We start from the raw sequence: 18,494 nt of genomic DNA, 5'->3' as shown, positions 1-18,494 counted from the left end.
GGCAGCCGCTCGGGCCGTGCGGATCAGGCCAGCGCCTCGGCCTCCAGGCGCTGCTCCAGCCGCTCCTTGACCGCCCACAACTCGGGCGGCAGGCGCGGCGCCAGCTGGTCGAAGTGCTCGGCGTGGCTGGCCAACTCTTGCCGCCACTGCTGCGCATCGACGGCGCTCACGGCCTCGTACTGCTGCGCGCTGAAAGCCAGCCCGTCCCAGTTCAGGTCGGCATAGCGCGGGCTGGTGCCCAAGGCGTGCTCCTGCCCCTGGGCCTGGCCTTCGAGGCGCTGCAGCATCCAGTGCAGCACACGCATGTTGTCACCAAAGCCGGGCCAGACGAACTTGCCGTCGGCGCCTTTGCGAAACCAGTTGACACAGAAAATCGCCGGCAGCCTGGCCCCGCTGGCGCGCAGCCTGGCCCCGAGGTCGATCCAGTGCTGGAAGTAGTCGCCCATGTGGTAGCCGCAAAAAGGCAGCATGGCGAAGGGGTCGCGCCGCACCACGCCCTGGGCGCCAAAGGCGGCGGCGGTGGTCTCGGAGCCCATGGTGGCGGCCATGTACACGCCTTCGTTCCAGTCGCGCGCCTGCGTCACCAGCGGCACCGTGTCGCTGCGCCGGCCGCCAAAGATGAAGGCGTCGATCGGCACCCCGGCCGGGTCGTCCCAGGCGGCGTCGAGCGCCGGGTTGTTGGTGGCCGACACGGTGAAGCGCGCATTGGGGTGCGCCGCCTTGGCGCCGCTGGCCTGGGCCAGTTGCGGCGTCCAGTCGCGCCCCTGCCAGTCGATGGCGTGCGCCGGGGCCGGGCCCATGCCCTCCCACCAGACGTCGCCGTCGTCGGTGCGCGCGACGTTGGTGAAAATCACGTCGCGCTCGAGGCTGCGCATGCAGTTGGGGTTGGTGAGCGTGTTGGTGCCGGGGGCGACGCCAAAGTAGCCGGCCTCGGGGTTGATGGCGTACAGCCGCCCGTCGGCGCCGGGCTTGATCCAGGCGATGTCGTCGCCCACGGTGCTCACCTGCCAGCCCTCGAAGGCATTGGGCGGGATCAGCATGGCGAAGTTGGTCTTGCCGCAGGCGCTGGGGAAGGCAGCGGCGACGTGGTACTTTTTGCCCTGCGGGTTGGTCACGCCCAGAATCAGCATGTGCTCGGCCAGCCAGCCCGGGTTGCTGCCGCTGCCCAGCGCGGCGGCGCGCCCCATGGTCGAGGCGATGCGCAGCGCCAGGCACTTCTTGCCCAGCAGCGCGTTGCCGCCGTAGCCAGATCCGTAAGACCAGATTTCGCGCGTCTCCGGGTAGTGCACGATGTACTTGGTGGCTGGGTTGCAGGGCCAGACCGCATCGGCCTGCCCCGGCTGCAACGGCGCGCCGACGCTGTGCACGCAGGGCACGAACTCGCCCTCGCGGCCCAGCACCTCGTAGACCGCGCGGCCCATGCGCGTCATGTGGCGCATGTTGACGACCACGTAGGGGCTGTCGGAGAGTTCGACGCCGATGTGCGAGATCGGCGAACCCAGCGGCCCCATCGAAAAGGCGATCACGTACAGCGTGCGCCCGCGCATGCAGCCGGCAAAGAGCGGTTGCAGGGTGGCGCGCATCCGCGCCGGGGCCATCCAGTTGTTGGTCGGACCGGCGTCTTCGGGCCGTTCGGTACAGATGAAGGTGCGGTCTTCGACCCGCGCCACGTCGGAGGGGTCGGTGCGGGCGAGGTAGGAGTTGGGACGCTTGACGGGATCGAGGCGCTCGAGGGTGCCGGCCGCGACCATCTGCAGGCACAAGCGGTCGTATTCGGCCTCGGAGCCATCGCACCACTCGATGCGCTCGGGCTGGCACAGGGCGGCGATTTCGGCCACCCAGGCCCGCAGGCGGGTGTGTTGCACCCAATCGGGTGCGTTCAGGGCCAAGCCCGGTTGCGCAGGTGCGTTCATGCAATCCACTCCAAAGTCTAAAAACGGATGTGGAAAAACCCTGAGCGAGGGGCTTTCCGAATCGGTTTTTGGGCTTGGCGGGAGTGCGCCTGGACGGCGGCCTGTAAGCTGGAGATCTACTTCATGAAAAGCGCAAGCGACTGTTAAGATTTTATTACGAACCGCGGTGGTCCGTCGGGTATCCGTCAGGACTTGGGGGGCTTGGGGCTGTGGTTGCCGTGCCCTCGGACGCCCAGGACGCCATCAAGGCCGCCGCTCCAGCACGCGCAGCACTTCCTCGCCATAGGCTTGCAGTTTTTTCTGCCCCAGGCCGGGGATGCCTTGCAGGTCGGCCAAGGTGCGCGGCTGGCGCTGTGCCAGCGCCTCCAGCGTGGCGTCGTGAAAGATCACGTAGGCGGGCAGGTTGTGCTCGCGCGCCACTTCGGCGCGCCAGGCCTTGAGCGCGGCCAGCGTTTCGCGCGCCGCCAGCGGCAGCGTCTGGGCGGCGCTGCGCGCGCGCGCCGTGCTGGCCGGGGCGGTGCGGGTGTGGGTTTGCAGCTTGAGGCTCACGCTCTGCTCGCCTTTGAGCACGGCGCGCGCGCCCTCGCCCAGGCGCAGGGTGTTGAAGTGCGCGCCATCGACCCACACCGCCGCGCGCGCGATCAGCTGGCGCAGCAGGCTGCGCCATTCGCTCTCGCCCAGATCGGCCCCGATGCCAAAGGTGCTCAGGCGCTGGTGCCCGTGCTGCTGCACCTTCTCGGTGAGCTTGCCACGCAGGATGTCGATCAGGTGCCCGGCCCCGAAAGCGCCGCCGCTGGCCTGCTGCACCCTGAAGATGCACGACAGCAGCTTGCGCGCCGCCTCGCTGGCGTCCCAGGTCTGGGGCGGTGTGAGGCAGTTGTCGCAGTTGTGGCAGGGCTGGGCGCTTTGACCAAAATAGCCCAGCAAGCGCACGCGGCGGCAGTCGCTGGCCTCGGCCAGGGCCAGCAGGGCGTCGAGCTTGCCGCGCATGACCTGCTTGAACTCGTCGGCGGCCGGGCTGGCGTCGATCAGGCTGCGCTGCTGGATCACGTCTTGCAGACCATAAGCCATCCAGGCGTTGGCGGCCAGTCCGTCGCGGCCGGCGCGGCCGGTCTCTTGGTAGTAGCCCTCGATGTTCTTGGGCAAATCGAGGTGCGCGACGAAGCGCACGTCGGGCTTGTCGATGCCCATGCCAAAGGCGATGGTGGCGACCATGATCAGCCCGTCTTCGCGCAAAAAGCGGTCCTGGTGCCGCTGGCGCAGGGCCGCATCGAGCCCGGCGTGGTAGGGCAGCGCCTGCAGACCGTGCGCCGCCAGCTGCGCCGCCACGTCCTCGACCTTGCGCCGCGACTGGCAATAGACCACGCCCGCGTCGTGCTGGCGCTGGCCGTTGACCACGCTGCCGTGCTCGCGCTCGATGAAGCGCAGCAGCTGCTGCAGGCTGTCTTTTTTCTCGACGATGGTGTAGCGGATGTTGGGGCGGTCGAAGCTGCTGACGAAGGTGCGCGCCTGCTGCAAGCGCAGCTGCTCGACGATGTCGGCGCGCGTCAGGGCGTCGGCGGTGGCGGTCAGGGCGATGCGCGGCACGCCCGGAAAGCGCTCGTGCAGCGCCACCAGACCGCGGTAGTCGGGCCGGAAATCGTGCCCCCACTGGCTCACGCAGTGCGCTTCGTCGATGGCAAACAGGCTCAAGGTGCCGCGCTCGTACAGCGCCTGCAACTGCGCCATGCAGCGCGCCGTGGCCAGGCGCTCGGGGGCGGCGTAGAGCAGCGTGAGCTCGCCGGCCAGCATGCGCCGCTCGACTGCGCTGGCCTGCTGCGCGCTCAGGCTGGAGTTGAGGTAGGCCGCCTCCACCCCTGCTTCGAGCAACGCGCCCACTTGGTCGTGCATGAGCGCGATCAGCGGCGAGACCACCACCGTCAGCCCCAACCCGGCGCGCTGGCGCACGATCGCCGGCACTTGGTAGCACAGCGATTTGCCGCCGCCGGTGGGCATGAGCACCAGCGCGTCGCCGCCGTCGCTCAAATGGGCCACGATCTCGGCCTGCGCACCCCGGAAGGCGGGGTAGCCAAAGACCTCTTGCAGCACCTGCAGGCAGCGGCGCGTCGTGGCGGACGAAGAGGAAGGATCAGCGGTCGCCGGTGTCCCGTCCGCTGTCACATCTGCTCCCACGGCAGGCCGTCGAAGCGCCAGCCGTTGCGCGTGGAGCGGTGAAAGTGGGCATCCAGGTCGCCCTCGAAGCCGTGCAGCACGTGCGCCACCTCGCCAAAGCCGGCCGCCTCCAGCGCCGCCCCGGCGTCCAGCGTGCGCTTGCCGCTGCGGCAGATGAGCAACACCGGGCACTCCTTGCTGCCGGCTTCGCGCTCCACTTGCTGCACGAAGCGCTGCGCATCGGGCCGCAGGTCGGGGTACTCGTACCACGGCACCTGCACCACTCCCGGTGGGCGCCCGACGTAGAGCGACTCGATCTCCATGCGCACATCGACGAACAGCGGCTCCAGGTTGGCCGCGCGGCGCGCTTGCAGCCATTCCCAGGCTTGGCGGGGTAAGAGGTGTTGCATGGCGTTATTGTCGTTGCAGCAGCCGCGCCGCCTCGCGCGCAAAGTAGCTCAGCACGCCGTCGGCGCCGGCGCGCTTGAAGGCCAGCAGGCTCTCGAGCATCACGGCGTCGTGCGCCAGCCAGCCGTTTTGCGCCGCCGCCTTGAGCATGGCGTACTCGCCGCTCACCTGGTAGGCAAAGGTCGGGACGCGGAATTCGTCTTTCACCCGGCGCACGATGTCGAGATAGGGCATGCCGGGCTTGACCATCACCATGTCGGCCCCTTCGGCCAGGTCGAGCGCGACTTCGCGCAGCGCCTCGTCGCTGTTGCCGGGGTCCATCTGATAGACCTTCTTGTCGGCGCGCCCGAGGTTGGCGGCGCTGCCCACGGCGTCGCGAAAGGGGCCATAAAAGGCGCTGGCGTACTTGGCGCTGTAGGCCATGATGCGCGTGTGTACCAAGCCCTGCGCCTCCAGTGCCTGCCGGATGGCGCCGATGCGCCCGTCCATCATGTCGCTCGGGGCCACGATGTCGACCCCGGCCGCCGCCTGGCACAGCGCCTGCTGCACCAGCACCTGCACCGTGGCGTCGTTGACGATGTAGCCGCGGTCGTCGAGCAGGCCGTCCTGGCCGTGGCTGGTGTAGGGGTCCAGCGCCACGTCGGTGAGCAGGCCCAGCGCCGGAAAGCGCGCCTTGAGCGCCGCCACCGCGCGCGGCACCAGCCCGTCGGGGTTGCAGGCTTCGCGCCCATCCGGGGTTTTGAGCGCCGCCTCGATCACCGGAAACAGCGCCAGCGCCGGGATGCCCAGTGCGACGCACTCTGCGGCCACCGGCAGCAGCCGGTCGAGGCTCAGGCGCTCCACGCCGGGCATCGAGGCCACCGGCTCGCAGCGGTCGGCGCCGTCGAGCAGGAACACGGGGTAGATCAGGTCGTGCGCCGTCAGGCGGTGTTCGCGCACCAGGTCGCGGCTGAAAGCGTCGCGGCGCAGGCGGCGCGGCCGCGACAGGGGGTAGGGGGCAGGGGGCAGGCTCATGGACGTATTGTGGCAAACTCTGACGCCAGGGTGCGCTGGGCCCTGCGCGCCACCCCCCAAGCTTGCCCGAGACCACCCGCCCCCCGAAGCGCGTCCCCATGACCTCCACCGATTCAGACGCAGCGCCCACCCACCGCACCCCGGACGCCAGCGAGCCGCCGGCTGCGCCCGCCACCCCCGACCCGGCGTGGCGCATGGCCGAGCACTGGCCCGAGCTGAGCGCGGCCCTGAGCACCCAAGCCGCCGAAGCGGCCGATCGCGTGCTGCGCGGGCTCGAGCTGCTGCGCCAGCGCGAGCGCCTGAGTGCGGCCGAAATGCGCGTGCTGGCCACCCCGGCCTTGCGGCTGCAGCAGTGCGCCAAACAGGCGCAACAGATCTTGCGCCTGCAAAGCGGGCAGGCACGGCAGACCCACGAAAAAATCGATCTGGCGCAAGTGATCGAGGCCGCGCTGCACGATCGGCGCGATGAATGGGTGGCCCAAGGGCTGACGCTGCAGCGGCAGCTGCAGCCGGTGGAACTCTTGATCGACCCGACGCTGGGCTACAGCCTGTGCCTAGCGATGGTGGACTGGGCGCAGCGCTTTGGCGAGCACCTCGAGCTGCGCCTTGAACACGACCCGGTTCAGGCTTGCGCGCTGCTGTGGGTGCGCACGCGCGAGAGCGGCCAGGCGGTGGCCGCCGAGCGGCTGCAGCACGACGCGATCGAATGGCTGCTGCTGCGCCAGCTGGCGGCCACCGACGGCGGCATCGAGCTGCAGCGCCGCCGCACCGACGAGGGGGTCGAGCTGAGCGCGCGCTTCAGACGGCTGGCGCAGGCGGGGGCAGGCAAGGCGGCGGATCCAACCACCGTGGCCCCGGCGAGCGCGGCCCCGGCGAGCGCGGCCCAGGGCCCAGGCTCTGGGCCTCTCAGCTCTGCTGCGCCTTGACCTGCAGCCGCCAGGCGTGCAACAGCGGCTCGGTGTAGCCGCTGGGTTGGGCGCAGCCCTTGAACACCAGGTCGAGCGCGGCCTGGTAGGCGGCGCCGTCGGGGTGGGCCAGCAGGCTGCGGTAGGCCGGGTCGGCGGCGTTCTGGGCATCGACCTTGGCCGCCATGCGGGCAAAGCTGGCGCGCACCTCGGCCTCAGTGACGATGCCGTGCAACAGCCAGTTGGCCACGTGCTGGCTGCTGATGCGCAGCGTGGCGCGGTCTTCCATCAGGCCGATGTCGTTGATGTCGGGCACCTTGGAGCAGCCCACACCCTGATCGACCCAGCGCACCACGTAGCCCAGTATGCCCTGGATGTTGTTGTCCAGCTCCTGCTGGCGCTCGGCGGCGCTCCAATTCGGGCTGGTGGCCACGGGCACGGTGAGCAAGCCATCGAGCAGGGTGTCGCGCTCGGCGTCGGCGTCGGTGCGCTCGAGCTGCTGCTGCACCTGGGCCACATCGACCTGGTGGTAGTGCAGCGCGTGCAGGGTGGCGGCGGTCGGGCTGGGCACCCAGGCGGTGTTGGCGCCGGCCTTGGGGTGGGCGATCTTTTGCTCCAGCATCGCCGCCATCAGGTCCGGCATGGCCCACATGCCCTTGCCGATCTGCGCCCGCCCGCGCAGGCCCATGCCCAGCCCCACGAGCACGTTGTTGCGCTCGTAGGCGGCAATCCAGGCGCTGGATTTCATCTCGCCCTTGCGCACCATGGGGCCGGCCTGCATGGCGCTGTGCATCTCGTCGCCGGTGCGGTCCAGAAAGCCGGTGTTGATGAACGCCACGCGGCTGGCGGCGGCCGCGATGCAGGCCTTGAGGTTGACCGAGGTGCGCCGCTCCTCGTCCATGATGCCGAGCTTGACGGTGCTGTCGGGCAGGCCGAGCAGGCGCTCGACGCGGCCAAAGAGCTCGGCCGCAAAAGCCACTTCGTGCGGGCCGTGCATCTTGGGCTTGACGATGTACACGCTGCCGGTGCGGCTGTTGCGCACCGCCTCGCCACTGGGCAGACGGCCGTGGCCTTGCAGGTCGTGCAAGGCGATGGTGGTGGTGAGCACGGCGTCGAGGATGCCCTCGGGGATTTCGCGCTGCACGCCCTGGGCGTCGGTGTAGAGCACGGCCGGATTGGTCATCAGATGCCCGACGTTGCGCACGAACAGCAGCGAACGCCCGTGCAGGCGCAGCTCGCCGCTGCCGTCGGCGCGGGTGTAGCGGCGGTCGGGGTTGAGGCCGCGCGTGAGCGTGCGCCCGCCTTTGTCAAAGCGTTCGGTGAGCGTGCCTTGCAGGATGCCGAGCCAGTTGCGGTAGCCCAGGATTTTGTCCTCGGCATCGACGGCGGCCACCGAGTCCTCGAGGTCGAGGATGGTCGAGAGCGCGGCCTCGAGCACCACGTCGGCGATGCCGGCCGGGTCGATGGCGCCGATGGCGGTGCGGCGATCCAGCACGATCTCGATGTGCAGCCCATGGTGTTGCAACAGCAGGGCGCTGGGGGCCTCGGGCTGGCCGCAGTAGCCCAGCAGCTGGCCGGGGTGGCGCAGGCCGGTCTGGGCGCCGTCGTCGAGCGCCACCTGCAACTGCCCGCCTTGCACGCGGTAGCTGCGCGCGTCTTTGTGCGATTCGATCGCCAGCGGCGCCGCTTGGTCGAGGAAGTCGCGCGCGAACTCGATCACGCGCGCGCCGCGCAGCGGGTTGTAGCTGCGCCCGCGCTCGCAGCCGCCGGCCTCGGGGATGGCGTCGGTGCCGTAGAGCGCGTCGTAGAGCGAGCCCCAGCGCGCGTTGGCAGCGTTGAGCGCGTAGCGCGCGTTCAGGATCGGCACCACCAGCTGTGGCCCGGCTTGCAGGGCCAGTTCGGCGTCCACGTTGGCGGTGCTGGCGCGCACGCCCACCGGCGGCGCCACCAGGTAGCCGATGCCCTCGAGGAACTGGCGGTAGGACTGCAGGTCGGCGATGGGGCCCGGATGCGCGCGGTGCCAGCGGTCCAGCTCAGCCTGCAGGCGCTCGCGCTCGGCCAGCAGGGCGGCATTTTTGGGCGCCAGATCGGCGACGATGGCCTCGAATCCGGCCCAAAAGGCCGCCGGATCGACGCCGGTGCCGGGCAGCACCTGCTGGTTGACAAATTCGTGCAAGGCGCTGGCGACGTGCAGGCGGCCGACGGCGGTGCGGGCAGTGGACATGAGAGTACAGGCTCCTGTGAAAAATCGGGTGGTGGCCAGTGCAGCCGGAATTTTTGAGTGTAATCGCTCGCTTTGCATGGGTGAGGGCTTGGGGTAAGTCCCGATGGCTGACCAAGACCACGCCGCTAACATTGGATACCCTACCGCCTTAAGTATGAGGCGCTGGGCCGTTCACACATTCATCACCACCGAGGAGAACGCCCCATGAGCTCAAAGATTTCCAACCACCCCTCCCGCCGCCAACTGCTGCACGGCGGTGCCGCCGTCGGCCTGGCCCTGCTGGCCACGGGTTGCGCCACCCCGATCGGCAAGTCCAAGGCGCGCGTGGTGGTGGTCGGCGGCGGCTGGGGCGGCATCGGTGCGGCGCGCACGCTGGCCGAAAGCGGCCAGATCGATGTGACGCTGCTGGAACCCCACCCCAGCTTCATGTCCTGCCCGATGAGCGCACTCTACATTGCGGGCTTGAAGCCGCTGAGCTACCTCAACCACAGCTACCGCAACGTCGAGCGCATCGGGGTGCGCCGGGTGCGCGAGCGCGCCACCGCCATCGACCGCGGCGCGCGCTTCGTGCAGACCGATACCCAGCGCCTGCCCTACGACTATCTGGTGCTGGCCCCAGGCGTGGAATACATGGAAGACAGCCTGCCGGGCTTTGCCGAAGGCCGCGACCGGCTGCCGGTGGGCTTTCGGGCCTTTGAACACGAGGCCGTGCGCCTCCAGGTCGATGCCTTTCTGAACCAAGGCGGGATTTACGTCATGACGGTGCCGCGGCCGCCCTTTCGCTGTCCGCCCGCCCCCTACGAGCGCGCCTGCTTGATCGCCGAACAGATGCGCAAACGCGGCACGCGCGGCAAGATCGTCATCGTTGACGCCAACTCCGACCCGACCCCGGCCCCCACGGCGCGCCCGGTGCGCCACGCCATGGAGACGCTCTACCCCAACGAGATCGATTACCGCACCGACATCACGCCGACACGCATCGACGCCGGGCGGCGGATTCTGAGCACCCCGGAAGGCGACATCAACTACACCGCCGCCAACATCATCCCGCCCATGCGCGCCCCGGGCCTGATCCGGCAAGCGGGCCTGGGTGAGCGCTGGGCCAGCGTGCACCTGCCCAGCTTTCAGAGCACCGCCGACCCTCTGGTCTATGTCATCGGCGACGCCCAGGGCACGCTGCTGCCCAAGAGCGGGCACGTGGCTTTCGGCGCCGGGCAGCAGGTGGCCAAGCAGATTCTGGGGCTGGTCAGCGGCCGCCCCGAGCCGGCTCCAGCGGCCGGCACCACGGTGGCCCTGCCGGGTGGCATCTGCTGGGCCAAGGTGAGCGAGACCTCGGCCATCATGGTCAACGTCTCGGCCAGCATGCAGATCGGTCAGGCGGCGCGGCTGAGCTTCCAGGTCGATCCGCAGCACAACGCCGCCTCCAAACAGGGTTCGACCGTCTGGGCCGACATGATGTGGGGCAAGATGTTCGGCTGATGCACGGGTCGAGCTCGGGTGTGGGGCGGGTACCGGTCTGCGCGCTGCACCCGTTCAAAACAGGCTATGGAGCAGCAGCGCCGCCATGCCCCACATCATCAGCGCCACCAGCGCATCGAGGGCGCGCCACAGGCGCAGCGACTGCAAGCGCTGCCCCAACCAGAACGCCGCCCCTCCCAGCACCAAAAACCACAGCACCGACCCCGTGGCTGCTCCCAGGCCGAAGTCGGTGCCGGCAGCCCCCCAGGCCAGCGAGGCGGTGCCGATCAGCACCGCCGTGTCCAGCCACGCGTGCGGGTTGAGCCAGGAAAAAGCCAGGGCCGCCAGCACCGCCTGGCGGCGCGTGATCGGGGCCGCGGCGCTGGCCTGAACCGGGGCCGAGCCCGTGCCCGCGCCAGGCGCAGCCGTGGCGGCTGATGCGGCTGCGGGCGCCACGGCGCCGCGTGGGTGCCGGCAGCGCTGCCAGGCCAGCCAGCCGTAAATGAGCAAAAACACCACGCCAGCGCCCACCAGCGCCCCGTGCAGCTTGTCCGACAGGCCGCCCAACTGCGCCAGCCCCAGCACCCCAAGCGCGATCAGCACCCAATCGGCCAGCACGCACACCGCCAGCGTCAGGCCCACGTGCTGGCGCTGCAGCCCCATGCGCAGCACGTGGGCGTTCTGCGGCCCGATCGCCATGATCAGCGACAGGCTCAGCAGCAAGCCGGCAGCAAAAGCCGGAGTGGACAGGGTCAGGGTCAAGACTGCGCTCCTACAGATCGGGGGCAGCTGGCGCGCGCAGCGCCAGCTGCTTGGCCCTGCAGTGTGCCGCAAGGCGCAGCGCAATTTAGTGGATTTAAATTAAATTGATTCACTTAAATTACACTCAACGCTGCGCACCGTCTGCTGTCTGCGCCACGCCCCCACCTCCTTCGCCCCCAGCCCCACCCCCCCATGCTCGACCCACGCCAACTCCAAGCCCTGAGCGCCGTGGTGGAGCAGCGCAGCTTTGCCGCTGCGGCGCGCAGCCTGTCGCTCTCGGTGGCGGCGGTGTCGTTGCGCCTCAAGGCGCTCGAGGATGCGCTCGGCCAGCGCCTGCTGGTGCGCGGCAGGCAAGTGCGCGCCACCGCCGCTGGCCAGACCCTGCTGGCGCACGCCAAACGGGTGCAGCTGATGGAGGCCGACCTGCTGAACGCGATCGCCGGTGCGGCCCCCGAGCCGCAGCGGCGTGCGCACTGGCACAGCCTGTCGGTGGCGGTCAATGCCGACTCGGTGGCGAGCTGGTTCCTGCCCGGTGTCGCGCCCCTGTTGCTGCAGCAGCGCCTGCTGCTCGATGTCTGGATCGACGACCAGGACCACACCCACGACGCCTTGCACAGCGGTGAGGCGATCGGCTGCGTCAGCACGCTGGCGCAGGCCATGCGCGGCTGCATCGCCGAGCCGCTGGGCACCATGCGCTACCGCTGCGTGGCCACGCCCGAGGTGGCGCAGCGCAGCCGCAGCCCCGGAGGGGCGGTGTCGGTGCACCGCCTGCTGGAGTGGCCGGCCGTGATCTTCAACCGCAAGGACGCGCTGCAAGACCGCTTTCTGGCGCAGCACTTCGGTCTGCACCAGGCGCACTACCCGCGCCACTTCGCCCCGGCCATCGACGCCTTCGAGGCAGCGATCGACCTCGGCCTGGGCTGGGGCATGGTGCCCGAGCTGCACCTGCAGCGCCGCGCGGCCACGGCGGCGCCGCTGGTGGACCTGCTGCCCGGGGCCAGCGTGGCGGTGGCCCTATACTGGCACCACTGGGCGCACGAGCCGCTCAGCGCGCAGCGCCTGACCGAGGCGGTCAAGGCCGCAGCCGCGGCGGCGCTGTCCGCGCCCGGCACAGGCACCGGGGCGGCCACGCCCGACAAGCCCTAAAATCCGCCCCATGCTCAGTGTCAAATCCGAACTGCTCGCCGCCTTGGCGCTCGAGCTGGAACGCCTCGCCCCCGGTGCCGCCAGCTTGGCGCGCTTCGAATCGCCCAAGCTCGCCGCGCACGGCGACTGGGCCTGCACCGCCGCCATGCCGCTGGCCAAACAGCTCAAAACCCAGCCGCGCCAGCTGGCGCAGCAACTGGTCGCGGCCTTGCAGAGCACGGCGGCCTTTGCACGCTGGGTGCAGGCGCTCGAAATCGCCGGCCCGGGCTTCATCAACCTGCGCTTGCAGCCGGCGGCGCAGCAGCAGGTGGTGCGCGAGGTGCTGCAAGCCGGGGCGCGCTTCGGTTACCAGCCCGAGCACGGCCAGCGCGTGCTGGTCGAGTTCGTCTCGGCCAACCCGACCGGACCGCTGCACGTCGGCCATGCGCGCCAGGCGGCGCTGGGCGACGCCATCTGCAACCTGCTGCAAACCCAAGGCTGGCAGGTGCAGCGCGAGTTTTACTACAACGACGCCGGAGTGCAGATCGACACGCTGGCGCGCAGCGTGCAACTGCGCGCGCAAGGGCTGAAACCGGGCGACCCCGACTGGCCCGAGGCCGCCTACAACGGCGACTACATCGCCGACATCGCCGCCGGTTTTCTGGCGCGCCAGACCGTGCGCGCCGACGACCGCAGCACCAGCGCCAGCGGCGACCCTGCCGATCTCGACGGCATGCGCGAGTTTGCCGTGGCCTGGCTGCGCCACGAACAGGACCTGGACCTGCAGGCGCTGGCGGTGCGCTTCGACCACTACTACCTCGAATCCAGCCTGTACGGCAGCGGCCGCGTGGCGCAAACCGTGCAGCGCCTGGTCGAATCGGGCCACACCTACGAGCAGGACGGCGCCCTGTGGCTGCGCAGCACCGCTTTTGGCGACGACAAAGACCGGGTGATGCGCAAATCCGCCACCCTGGGCGCCGACGGCAGCCGGACCGAGGGCGGCTACACCTACTTCGTGCCCGACGTGGCCTACCACATCAGCAAGTGGGAGCGCGGTTTTGCACGCGCCATCAACATCCAGGGCAGCGACCACCACGGCACCATCGCGCGCGTGCGCGCCGGGCTGCAGGCGGCCGGGGTCGGGATCCCGGCGGGCTACCCCGACTACGTGCTGCACACCATGGTGCGCGTGCTGCGCGGCGGGCAAGAGGTCAAGATCTCCAAGCGCGCCGGCAGCTACGTGACGCTGCGCGACCTGATCGACTGGACCAGCCGCGACGCCGTGCGTTTTTTCCTGCTCTCGCGCAAGCCCGACACCGAATACACCTTCGACGTCGATCTGGCGCTGCAACAAAACAACGACAACCCGGTCTATTACGTGCAGTACGCGCACGCGCGCATCTGCTCGGTGCTGGCGGCCTGGGGCGGTGCGCCCGAGCAGCTGCAAGCGGCCGACCTGAGCCCGCTGCAAAGCCCGCAGGCGCAGGCCCTGCTGCGCCTGCTGGCGCGCTACCCCGAGACGCTGAGCAACGCCGCCGCCGATTTTGCCCCGCACGACCTGATCTTTTACCTGCGCGAACTGGCCGCCACCTACCACAGCTACTACGACGCCGAGCGGATTTTGGTCGATGACCCGCTGCTCAGGCACGCCCGGCTGGCGCTGGTGGCGGCGACCGCGCAAGTGTTGCACAATGGCTTGGCGCTGCTCGGTGTGAGCGCGCCCACGAAGATGTGAAACCCGCCGCCGCCCACCCCTCTCGCACCGCAAAACGACCGATGTACACCACGCCCCGTTTCCGCCTCCATGGCGGCACCTTGCTGGGTTTCGCTGCCGGCCTGCTGCTGGGGCTGGCGCTGGCGCTGGCGGTGGCGCTCTACGTCACGCGCTCGGCCACGCCGCTGGAGGAGCGCAACACGCAGCGGCCTGCGGGGTCTGCGGCACTGGAAGCCGAACAGAACCGCAACTGGAACCCCAACGCCGGGCTCTCGACCCGGCCTGCCGCTCCGGCTGCGCTGCCAGGCCCCGAGGCCGCCGCACCCGCCGCGGCCCCTGCCGCCGCCGGCGCCACCCCAACCGCACCCGCCGCCGACCCGCTGGCCCAGTTGATCGAGCAACGCATGGCCGCGGTGGTCAGCCCCCCGGCGGCCGCCGCAGTGGCCGGCATCAGCTACTTCGTTCAGGCCGGCGCCTTCGGCAGCGCCGAAGAGGCGCAAGCCCAGCGCGCCCGGCTCGCCATGCTGGGCCTCGATGCCAGCGTGAGCGAGCGCCAGCAAAATGGCCGCCCCCTGTTCCGGGTGCGGCTGGGCCCCTTCGCCACCCAGGCCGAAGCCGACGCCATCGGCCAGCGCCTGCAGGCGCAGAATGTGGACACGGCGCTGGTGCGCGTGGCTCGCTGAGGCCTTTGCCCACGGTTTGCAACAGTCGGTAAAAATACGGAACTTCAAGGGCGCCCACTCGACCCCAGTCAGAGCGCGACCGCGCAGCCTGCCCAACCAGACCCAGGACGCACCATGCACAGACGACTCTTCTCGCAAGCCCTGATGGGCGTGGGCGGCCTTGCCGCCGCCAGCAGCGCGCTGCCCCTGGCCGCCCAGACCGTGTCTGCACCCCATGCCGGGGCGTTGCGCGAAGGCACGCACTACCGCCGCCTGCGCCAGTCGGCCCCGGTCGAGGCCCCGGCCGGCCGCATCGAGGTGCTGGAGTTTTTCGCCTACACCTGCGTCCACTGCCACAACTTCGTCCCGGTCCTCAGGGCCTGGAAGCAGACCCTGCCCGCCGACGTGCTGGTGCGCCATGTGCCGGTGGGCTTCACGCCCGATTTCGAGCCGCTGCAGCGCCTGTACTACACCCTCGAAGCCCTGGGCCGCCTCGAGAGCCACCACGAGCGCGTGTTCCAGGCCATCCACGGCCCCCAACGCCAGCGCCTGCACAACGCCGAAGCCATCGCCCAGTGGGCGGCCAGCGCCGGCCTGGACCGGGCCCAGTTCACCCAAACCTACCACTCCTTCGCCGTGGTCGGTCGGGTGCGCCGCGCCACCCAGCTGCAGGACGCCTACCAGGTCGAAGGCACCCCGGCGCTGGGCATTGCCGGGCGCTTCTACATCCCGGGCCAGGCCCAGCGCACCGTGCAGATCGCCGACGCCCTGATCGCCCGGGTGCGGGCGGGCTAAGGGCGGGCTGGGGGCTGGGCGCGGCCCTCGGTCTGACGCCCACCACCCCAAGCCGGTCCAGGCCCTGGGTGCTGTGGTGCTGTGCGCCCACCGCCTTGGCCTGACCGCCTTGGCCTGACCGCCTTGGCCTGACCGCCTTGGCCTGACCGCCTGGGCCAGGCCGCGCTGGCATGGCTACAATGCGCAGCATGGCTTATGCAATTTCCGTGCCGCGCCTTGGCTGCGCTTCCAGTCGCCTCATGCCACTGCGCCACGTGCTGGCGCGCCTGACCTTGGGCGCTGCCTTGGCGCTGGGTCTGCCCCTCGGCTTGCACGCGCAACCGGCACCACCGGCACAGCCCATGCTGATCGAGGCCGATGCCCTGACCCACGACCAAGCCGGCCTGGTCAGCGTGTTCAGCGGCAACGTGGTGATCACCCAAGGCACGCTGCTGCTGCGCGGGCAGCGCGCCGAGCTGCGCCAGGACGCCCAAGGCAACCAGTCCGGGGTGCTGCAGGGCGCCGCCGGCCAGCGCGCGTTCTTTCGTCAACAGCGCCCGGGCCTGAATGAGCTGATCGAGGGCGAGGCGCTGCGCATCGAGTACGACAGCGCCACCGGCGTGCTGCGCCTGATCGACCAGGCGGTGCTGCGCCGCCTGCGCGCCGGCGCGCTGAGCGACCAGGCCAGCGGCAGCCTGATCGTCATCAACCGCCAAACCGAGCGCTTCTCGGTCGAGGGCGGCGCGGCGGCGCGCACCCCCGACAACCCCCTGGGGCGCGTGCGCGCCGTGATCACGCCCCGGCCCGATGCACCCGCACCCGGCGCCGCTCCAGCCACCCCACCCAGCGCACCCACCCCCCCCCTGCAACCCAGTCCACGACTGGAGCCGCGCCGGTGAAGCCGGCGCCAGCGCGCAGCAGCCTGGAGGTGCGCGGGCTGCAAAAGAGCTACGGCCGCCGCCAGGTCGTCAAGGACGTGTCGCTGCGCGTGGCCAGTGGCGAGGTGGTGGGCCTGCTGGGCCCCAACGGCGCCGGCAAGACGACCTCGTTCTACCTCATCGTCGGGCTGATCCGGCCCGATGCCGGCACCATCTTTCTGGACGGACAGGCCATCCACGGCCTGCCCATCCACCGCCGCGCCCAGCTGGGCCTGGGCTACCTGCCCCAGGAGGCCTCGATTTTTCGCAAGCTCACGGTGGCCGAGAACGTGCGCGCGGTGCTCGAATTGCAGCGCGACGCCGACGGCCGGCCGCTGTCGCCGCCGCGCCTCGAGCAGCGCCTCGAGGCCCTGCTCGACGAACTGCACGTGGGCCACTTGCGCGACGCCCCCGCGCCGGCGCTGTCGGGTGGCGAGCGCCGCCGGGTCGAGATCGCCCGCGCCCTGGCCACCGAGCCGCGCTTCATCCTGCTCGACGAGCCCTTTGCCGGCATCGACCCGATCGCCGTGATCGAGATCCAGCGCATCATCGGCTACCTGAAAGAGCGCGGCATCGGCGTGCTGATCACCGACCACAACGTGCGCGAGACGCTGGGCATCTGCGACCACGCCTGCATCATCAGCGACGGCCGCGTGCTGGCCCAAGGCACCCCGGCCGAGATCGTGGCCAACCCCGAGGTGCGCCGGGTGTATCTGGGCGAGCATTTCCGCCTTTGAGCACGCTGCCGCCATGAAGCAAGGACTGTCGCTGCGCCTGACCCAGAGCCTGGCGCTCACGCCGCAGCTGCAGCAATCGATCCGCCTGCTGCAGCTGAGCACGCTGGAGCTGGAGCAGGAACTGGGGCAGATGCTCGACGACAACCCCTTTCTGGAGCGCGACAACGCCGACGACACGCCCAGCGACAGCACCGATGGCGGCCTCGGCGCCGCCTCCGAAGCCAGCGCGCTCGCGCCGCCCGAGCCACCTTGGGCGGCCGCCGGCCCCGAGGCGCAGGCCGGCATCGATGCGGCCTCGGGCAGCGAGGTTTCGGCCTACGAGGTTGCGGCCAGCGAAGTGCCGGCGCTCGACACCGCCTTCGAGGCCGCCTGGGAGGGCGAAGCGGCCGCGCTGGGCCTGGGGGCGCAAGCTGCGGCCGACGAACCGGGCGAGCTGGGAGGGCCGGGCGAGGGCCTCGATTGGGGTGAACCGGCCGGGCTGCGCAACGGCGCCGCGCCCGACGCCGACGACGGTTTGGGCCCCGATTGGGCGCGCGCGCCCGAGTCGCTGGCGCAGCACCTGCACCAGCAAGCCGGGGCGTTGCGCCTCGAACCCAGTGTCGCGCTGGCGCTGCACGCGCTGATCGAATCGCTCGACGACAACGGCTACCTGGCCGATGCGCTCGACGAATTGGCCGCGGCGCTGTGCGCCCAGGAGCGCGCCTTCGAGGCGCTCCAGGCCGGCCCAGCCCTTGTGGCCAGCGCCCACGCCACCGCCAACCGCGCCACGCCACCCGACCCACAGGCGCCAGACCCTCGGCTGGCACACTGGACCCACGCACTGCAGCAGGCCCTGGGGCATCTGCAGCAAATGGAGCCCACCGGCGTGGGTGCGCGCCACCTGGCCGAGTGCCTGCAGCTGCAGATCCTGGAACTGCGCAACAGCCCCGAGAGCCGCACTGCGCTGGCCATCTGCCAGCAGCCGCTCGATTTGCTGGCGCGGCGCGACAGCCGCCGCCTGGCGCAGCTGTGCCGCTGCAGCGAGGCGCTGGTGCGCGCCGCCTTTGGCCTCATCGCCCGCCTCGAACCCAAGCCGGGGCGCCGCTTTGCCGTGCTCGAGCCGCACCAACTGCGCCCCGACGTGATCGTGACGCTGCAGGGCAGCGGCTTCAAGGTCGCGCTCAACCCCGAGGTGCTGCCGCGCCTGCGCCTGCAGGACGCCTACGCGCTGGCCCTGCGCCAGGGCCGCGGCGGCGCGGCCCACGCCGGCCTGCAGCAGCGGCTGCAAGAGGCGCGCTGGTTCATCAAAAACGTGCAGCAGCGCTTTGACACCATCCTGCGCGTGGCCACGGCCATCGTCGAGCGCCAGCACCCGTTTTTCCGCCACGGCGACCTGGCCATGCGGCCGCTGGTGCTGCGCGAAATCGCCGACGAGGTCGGGCTGCACGAATCCACCATCAGCCGCGTGACCAGCGCCAAGTTCATGGCCACGCCGCAAGGCACCTTCGAGTTCAAGTACTTTTTCGGCTCCGCGCTGGCCACCGAGGCCGGCTCCAACACCTCCAGCACCGCCGTGCGCGCCCTGATCCAGCAGCTCATCGCCGCCGAAAACCCCCAGCACCCCCTGAGCGACAACCAGATCGCCGACCTGCTAAAGGCCCAAGGCATCGCCTGCGCGCGCCGCACCGTGGCCAAATACCGCGAGGCGCTGCGCATCGCCCCCACCCATCTGCGCCGCGCGCTCTGAACGC

15 protein-coding genes are annotated in these 18,494 nt (G+C 70.4%); 9 read left to right on the top strand and 6 right to left on the bottom strand.

Annotation, left to right across the window (positions count from 1 at the left end):
• Positions 1–23: 23 nt before the first annotated feature.
• From AAAZ40_RS01505 to hemB, 4 genes are all read right to left on the bottom strand, one after another.
• Positions 24–1,913 (bottom strand): phosphoenolpyruvate carboxykinase (GTP), encoded by a 1,890-nt coding sequence (locus tag AAAZ40_RS01505; protein ID WP_476660841.1) that lies wholly within the window; start codon positions 1,911–1,913, stop codon positions 24–26.
• Between the two features lie 243 nt (positions 1,914–2,156).
• Entirely contained in the window at positions 2,157–4,001 is a 1,845-nt protein-coding gene (gene recQ / locus AAAZ40_RS01500) for a DNA helicase RecQ (RefSeq protein ID WP_476661659.1), read from the bottom strand.
• 68 nt (positions 4,002–4,069) lie between these two features.
• A complete protein-coding gene (locus AAAZ40_RS01495; protein ID WP_476660840.1) occupies positions 4,070–4,474 on the bottom strand; it encodes a rhodanese-like domain-containing protein in 405 nt (134 codons plus the stop codon).
• Between the two features lie 4 nt (positions 4,475–4,478).
• A complete protein-coding gene (gene hemB, locus AAAZ40_RS01490) occupies positions 4,479–5,486 on the bottom strand; it encodes a porphobilinogen synthase (RefSeq protein WP_476660839.1) in 1,008 nt (335 codons plus the stop codon).
• Between the two features lie 98 nt (positions 5,487–5,584).
• Here hemB and AAAZ40_RS01485 point away from each other — a divergent pair, with 98 nt between their 5' ends.
• On the top strand, positions 5,585–6,412 hold the full coding sequence (locus AAAZ40_RS01485; protein ID WP_476660838.1) for a hypothetical protein: 828 nt from the start codon (positions 5,585–5,587) through the stop codon (positions 6,410–6,412).
• Here the strand turns inward: AAAZ40_RS01485 and AAAZ40_RS01480 are convergent.
• A complete protein-coding gene (locus tag AAAZ40_RS01480; protein WP_476660837.1) occupies positions 6,393–8,615 on the bottom strand; it encodes a malate synthase G in 2,223 nt (740 codons plus the stop codon). The genes AAAZ40_RS01485 and AAAZ40_RS01480 overlap by 20 nt on opposite strands.
• A gap of 204 nt (positions 8,616–8,819) precedes the next feature.
• Here AAAZ40_RS01480 and AAAZ40_RS01475 point away from each other — a divergent pair, with 204 nt between their 5' ends.
• Complete coding sequence (locus tag AAAZ40_RS01475) at positions 8,820–10,094, top strand: FAD-dependent oxidoreductase (RefSeq protein ID WP_476660836.1); 1,275 nt, start codon at positions 8,820–8,822, stop codon at positions 10,092–10,094.
• A 54-nt stretch (positions 10,095–10,148) separates the two neighbouring features.
• Here the strand turns inward: AAAZ40_RS01475 and AAAZ40_RS01470 are convergent, their stop codons facing one another.
• Positions 10,149–10,829 (bottom strand): LysE/ArgO family amino acid transporter, encoded by a 681-nt coding sequence (locus AAAZ40_RS01470; RefSeq protein WP_476661658.1) that lies wholly within the window; start codon positions 10,827–10,829, stop codon positions 10,149–10,151.
• 198 nt (positions 10,830–11,027) lie between these two features.
• Between AAAZ40_RS01470 and argP the strand changes: the two genes are divergently transcribed.
• The 7 genes from argP (at position 11,028) to rpoN (ending at position 18,490) form a co-directional block, all read left to right on the top strand.
• Positions 11,028–11,981, top strand: coding sequence for an HTH-type transcriptional regulator ArgP (gene argP / locus AAAZ40_RS01465; protein WP_476660835.1), 954 nt, complete (start codon positions 11,028–11,030; stop codon positions 11,979–11,981).
• A gap of 10 nt (positions 11,982–11,991) precedes the next feature.
• Entirely contained in the window at positions 11,992–13,695 is a 1,704-nt protein-coding gene (gene argS / locus AAAZ40_RS01460) for an arginine--tRNA ligase (RefSeq protein WP_476660834.1), read from the top strand.
• Between the two features lie 41 nt (positions 13,696–13,736).
• Positions 13,737–14,357 (top strand): SPOR domain-containing protein, encoded by a 621-nt coding sequence (locus tag AAAZ40_RS01455; protein ID WP_476660833.1) that lies wholly within the window; start codon positions 13,737–13,739, stop codon positions 14,355–14,357.
• A gap of 114 nt (positions 14,358–14,471) precedes the next feature.
• Complete coding sequence (locus AAAZ40_RS01450) at positions 14,472–15,131, top strand: thiol:disulfide interchange protein DsbA/DsbL (RefSeq protein ID WP_476660832.1); 660 nt, start codon at positions 14,472–14,474, stop codon at positions 15,129–15,131.
• Positions 15,132–15,370: 239 nt separating this feature from the next.
• Entirely contained in the window at positions 15,371–16,009 is a 639-nt protein-coding gene (gene lptA, locus AAAZ40_RS01445; RefSeq protein WP_476660831.1) for a lipopolysaccharide transport periplasmic protein LptA, read from the top strand.
• Positions 16,006–16,764 (top strand): LPS export ABC transporter ATP-binding protein, encoded by a 759-nt coding sequence (gene lptB, locus AAAZ40_RS01440; protein WP_476660830.1) that lies wholly within the window; start codon positions 16,006–16,008, stop codon positions 16,762–16,764. The genes lptA and lptB overlap by 4 nt, the downstream gene beginning before the upstream one ends.
• A gap of 13 nt (positions 16,765–16,777) precedes the next feature.
• A complete protein-coding gene (gene rpoN / locus AAAZ40_RS01435) occupies positions 16,778–18,490 on the top strand; it encodes an RNA polymerase factor sigma-54 (protein ID WP_476660829.1) in 1,713 nt (570 codons plus the stop codon).
• Positions 18,491–18,494 lie beyond the last annotated feature (4 nt).

The organism is Serpentinimonas sp. SMBJO2 (assembly GCF_056341105.1).
Note: the sequence above shows the minus strand (reverse complement) of the source record. Positions and strands in the feature narration are given on the sequence as shown.

What these genes read in the sequence shown, in the direction of transcription:
- AAAZ40_RS01505 (WP_476660841.1), bottom strand. Translation starts at nt 1,913, where the DNA reads ATGAACGCACCTGCGCAACCGGGCTTGGCCCTGAACGCACCCGATTGG.
- AAAZ40_RS01495 (WP_476660840.1), bottom strand. Translation starts at nt 4,474, where the DNA reads ATGCAACACCTCTTACCCCGCCAAGCCTGGGAATGGCTGCAAGCGCGC.
- hemB (WP_476660839.1), bottom strand. Translation starts at nt 5,486, where the DNA reads ATGAGCCTGCCCCCTGCCCCCTACCCCCTGTCGCGGCCGCGCCGCCTG.
- AAAZ40_RS01485 (WP_476660838.1), top strand. Translation starts at nt 5,585, where the DNA reads ATGACCTCCACCGATTCAGACGCAGCGCCCACCCACCGCACCCCGGAC.
- AAAZ40_RS01480 (WP_476660837.1), bottom strand. Translation starts at nt 8,615, where the DNA reads ATGTCCACTGCCCGCACCGCCGTCGGCCGCCTGCACGTCGCCAGCGCC.
- AAAZ40_RS01475 (WP_476660836.1), top strand. Translation starts at nt 8,820, where the DNA reads ATGAGCTCAAAGATTTCCAACCACCCCTCCCGCCGCCAACTGCTGCAC.
- argP (WP_476660835.1), top strand. Translation starts at nt 11,028, where the DNA reads ATGCTCGACCCACGCCAACTCCAAGCCCTGAGCGCCGTGGTGGAGCAG.
- argS (WP_476660834.1), top strand. Translation starts at nt 11,992, where the DNA reads ATGCTCAGTGTCAAATCCGAACTGCTCGCCGCCTTGGCGCTCGAGCTG.
- AAAZ40_RS01455 (WP_476660833.1), top strand. Translation starts at nt 13,737, where the DNA reads ATGTACACCACGCCCCGTTTCCGCCTCCATGGCGGCACCTTGCTGGGT.
- AAAZ40_RS01450 (WP_476660832.1), top strand. Translation starts at nt 14,472, where the DNA reads ATGCACAGACGACTCTTCTCGCAAGCCCTGATGGGCGTGGGCGGCCTT.
- lptA (WP_476660831.1), top strand. Translation starts at nt 15,371, where the DNA reads ATGCCACTGCGCCACGTGCTGGCGCGCCTGACCTTGGGCGCTGCCTTG.
- rpoN (WP_476660829.1), top strand. Translation starts at nt 16,778, where the DNA reads ATGAAGCAAGGACTGTCGCTGCGCCTGACCCAGAGCCTGGCGCTCACG.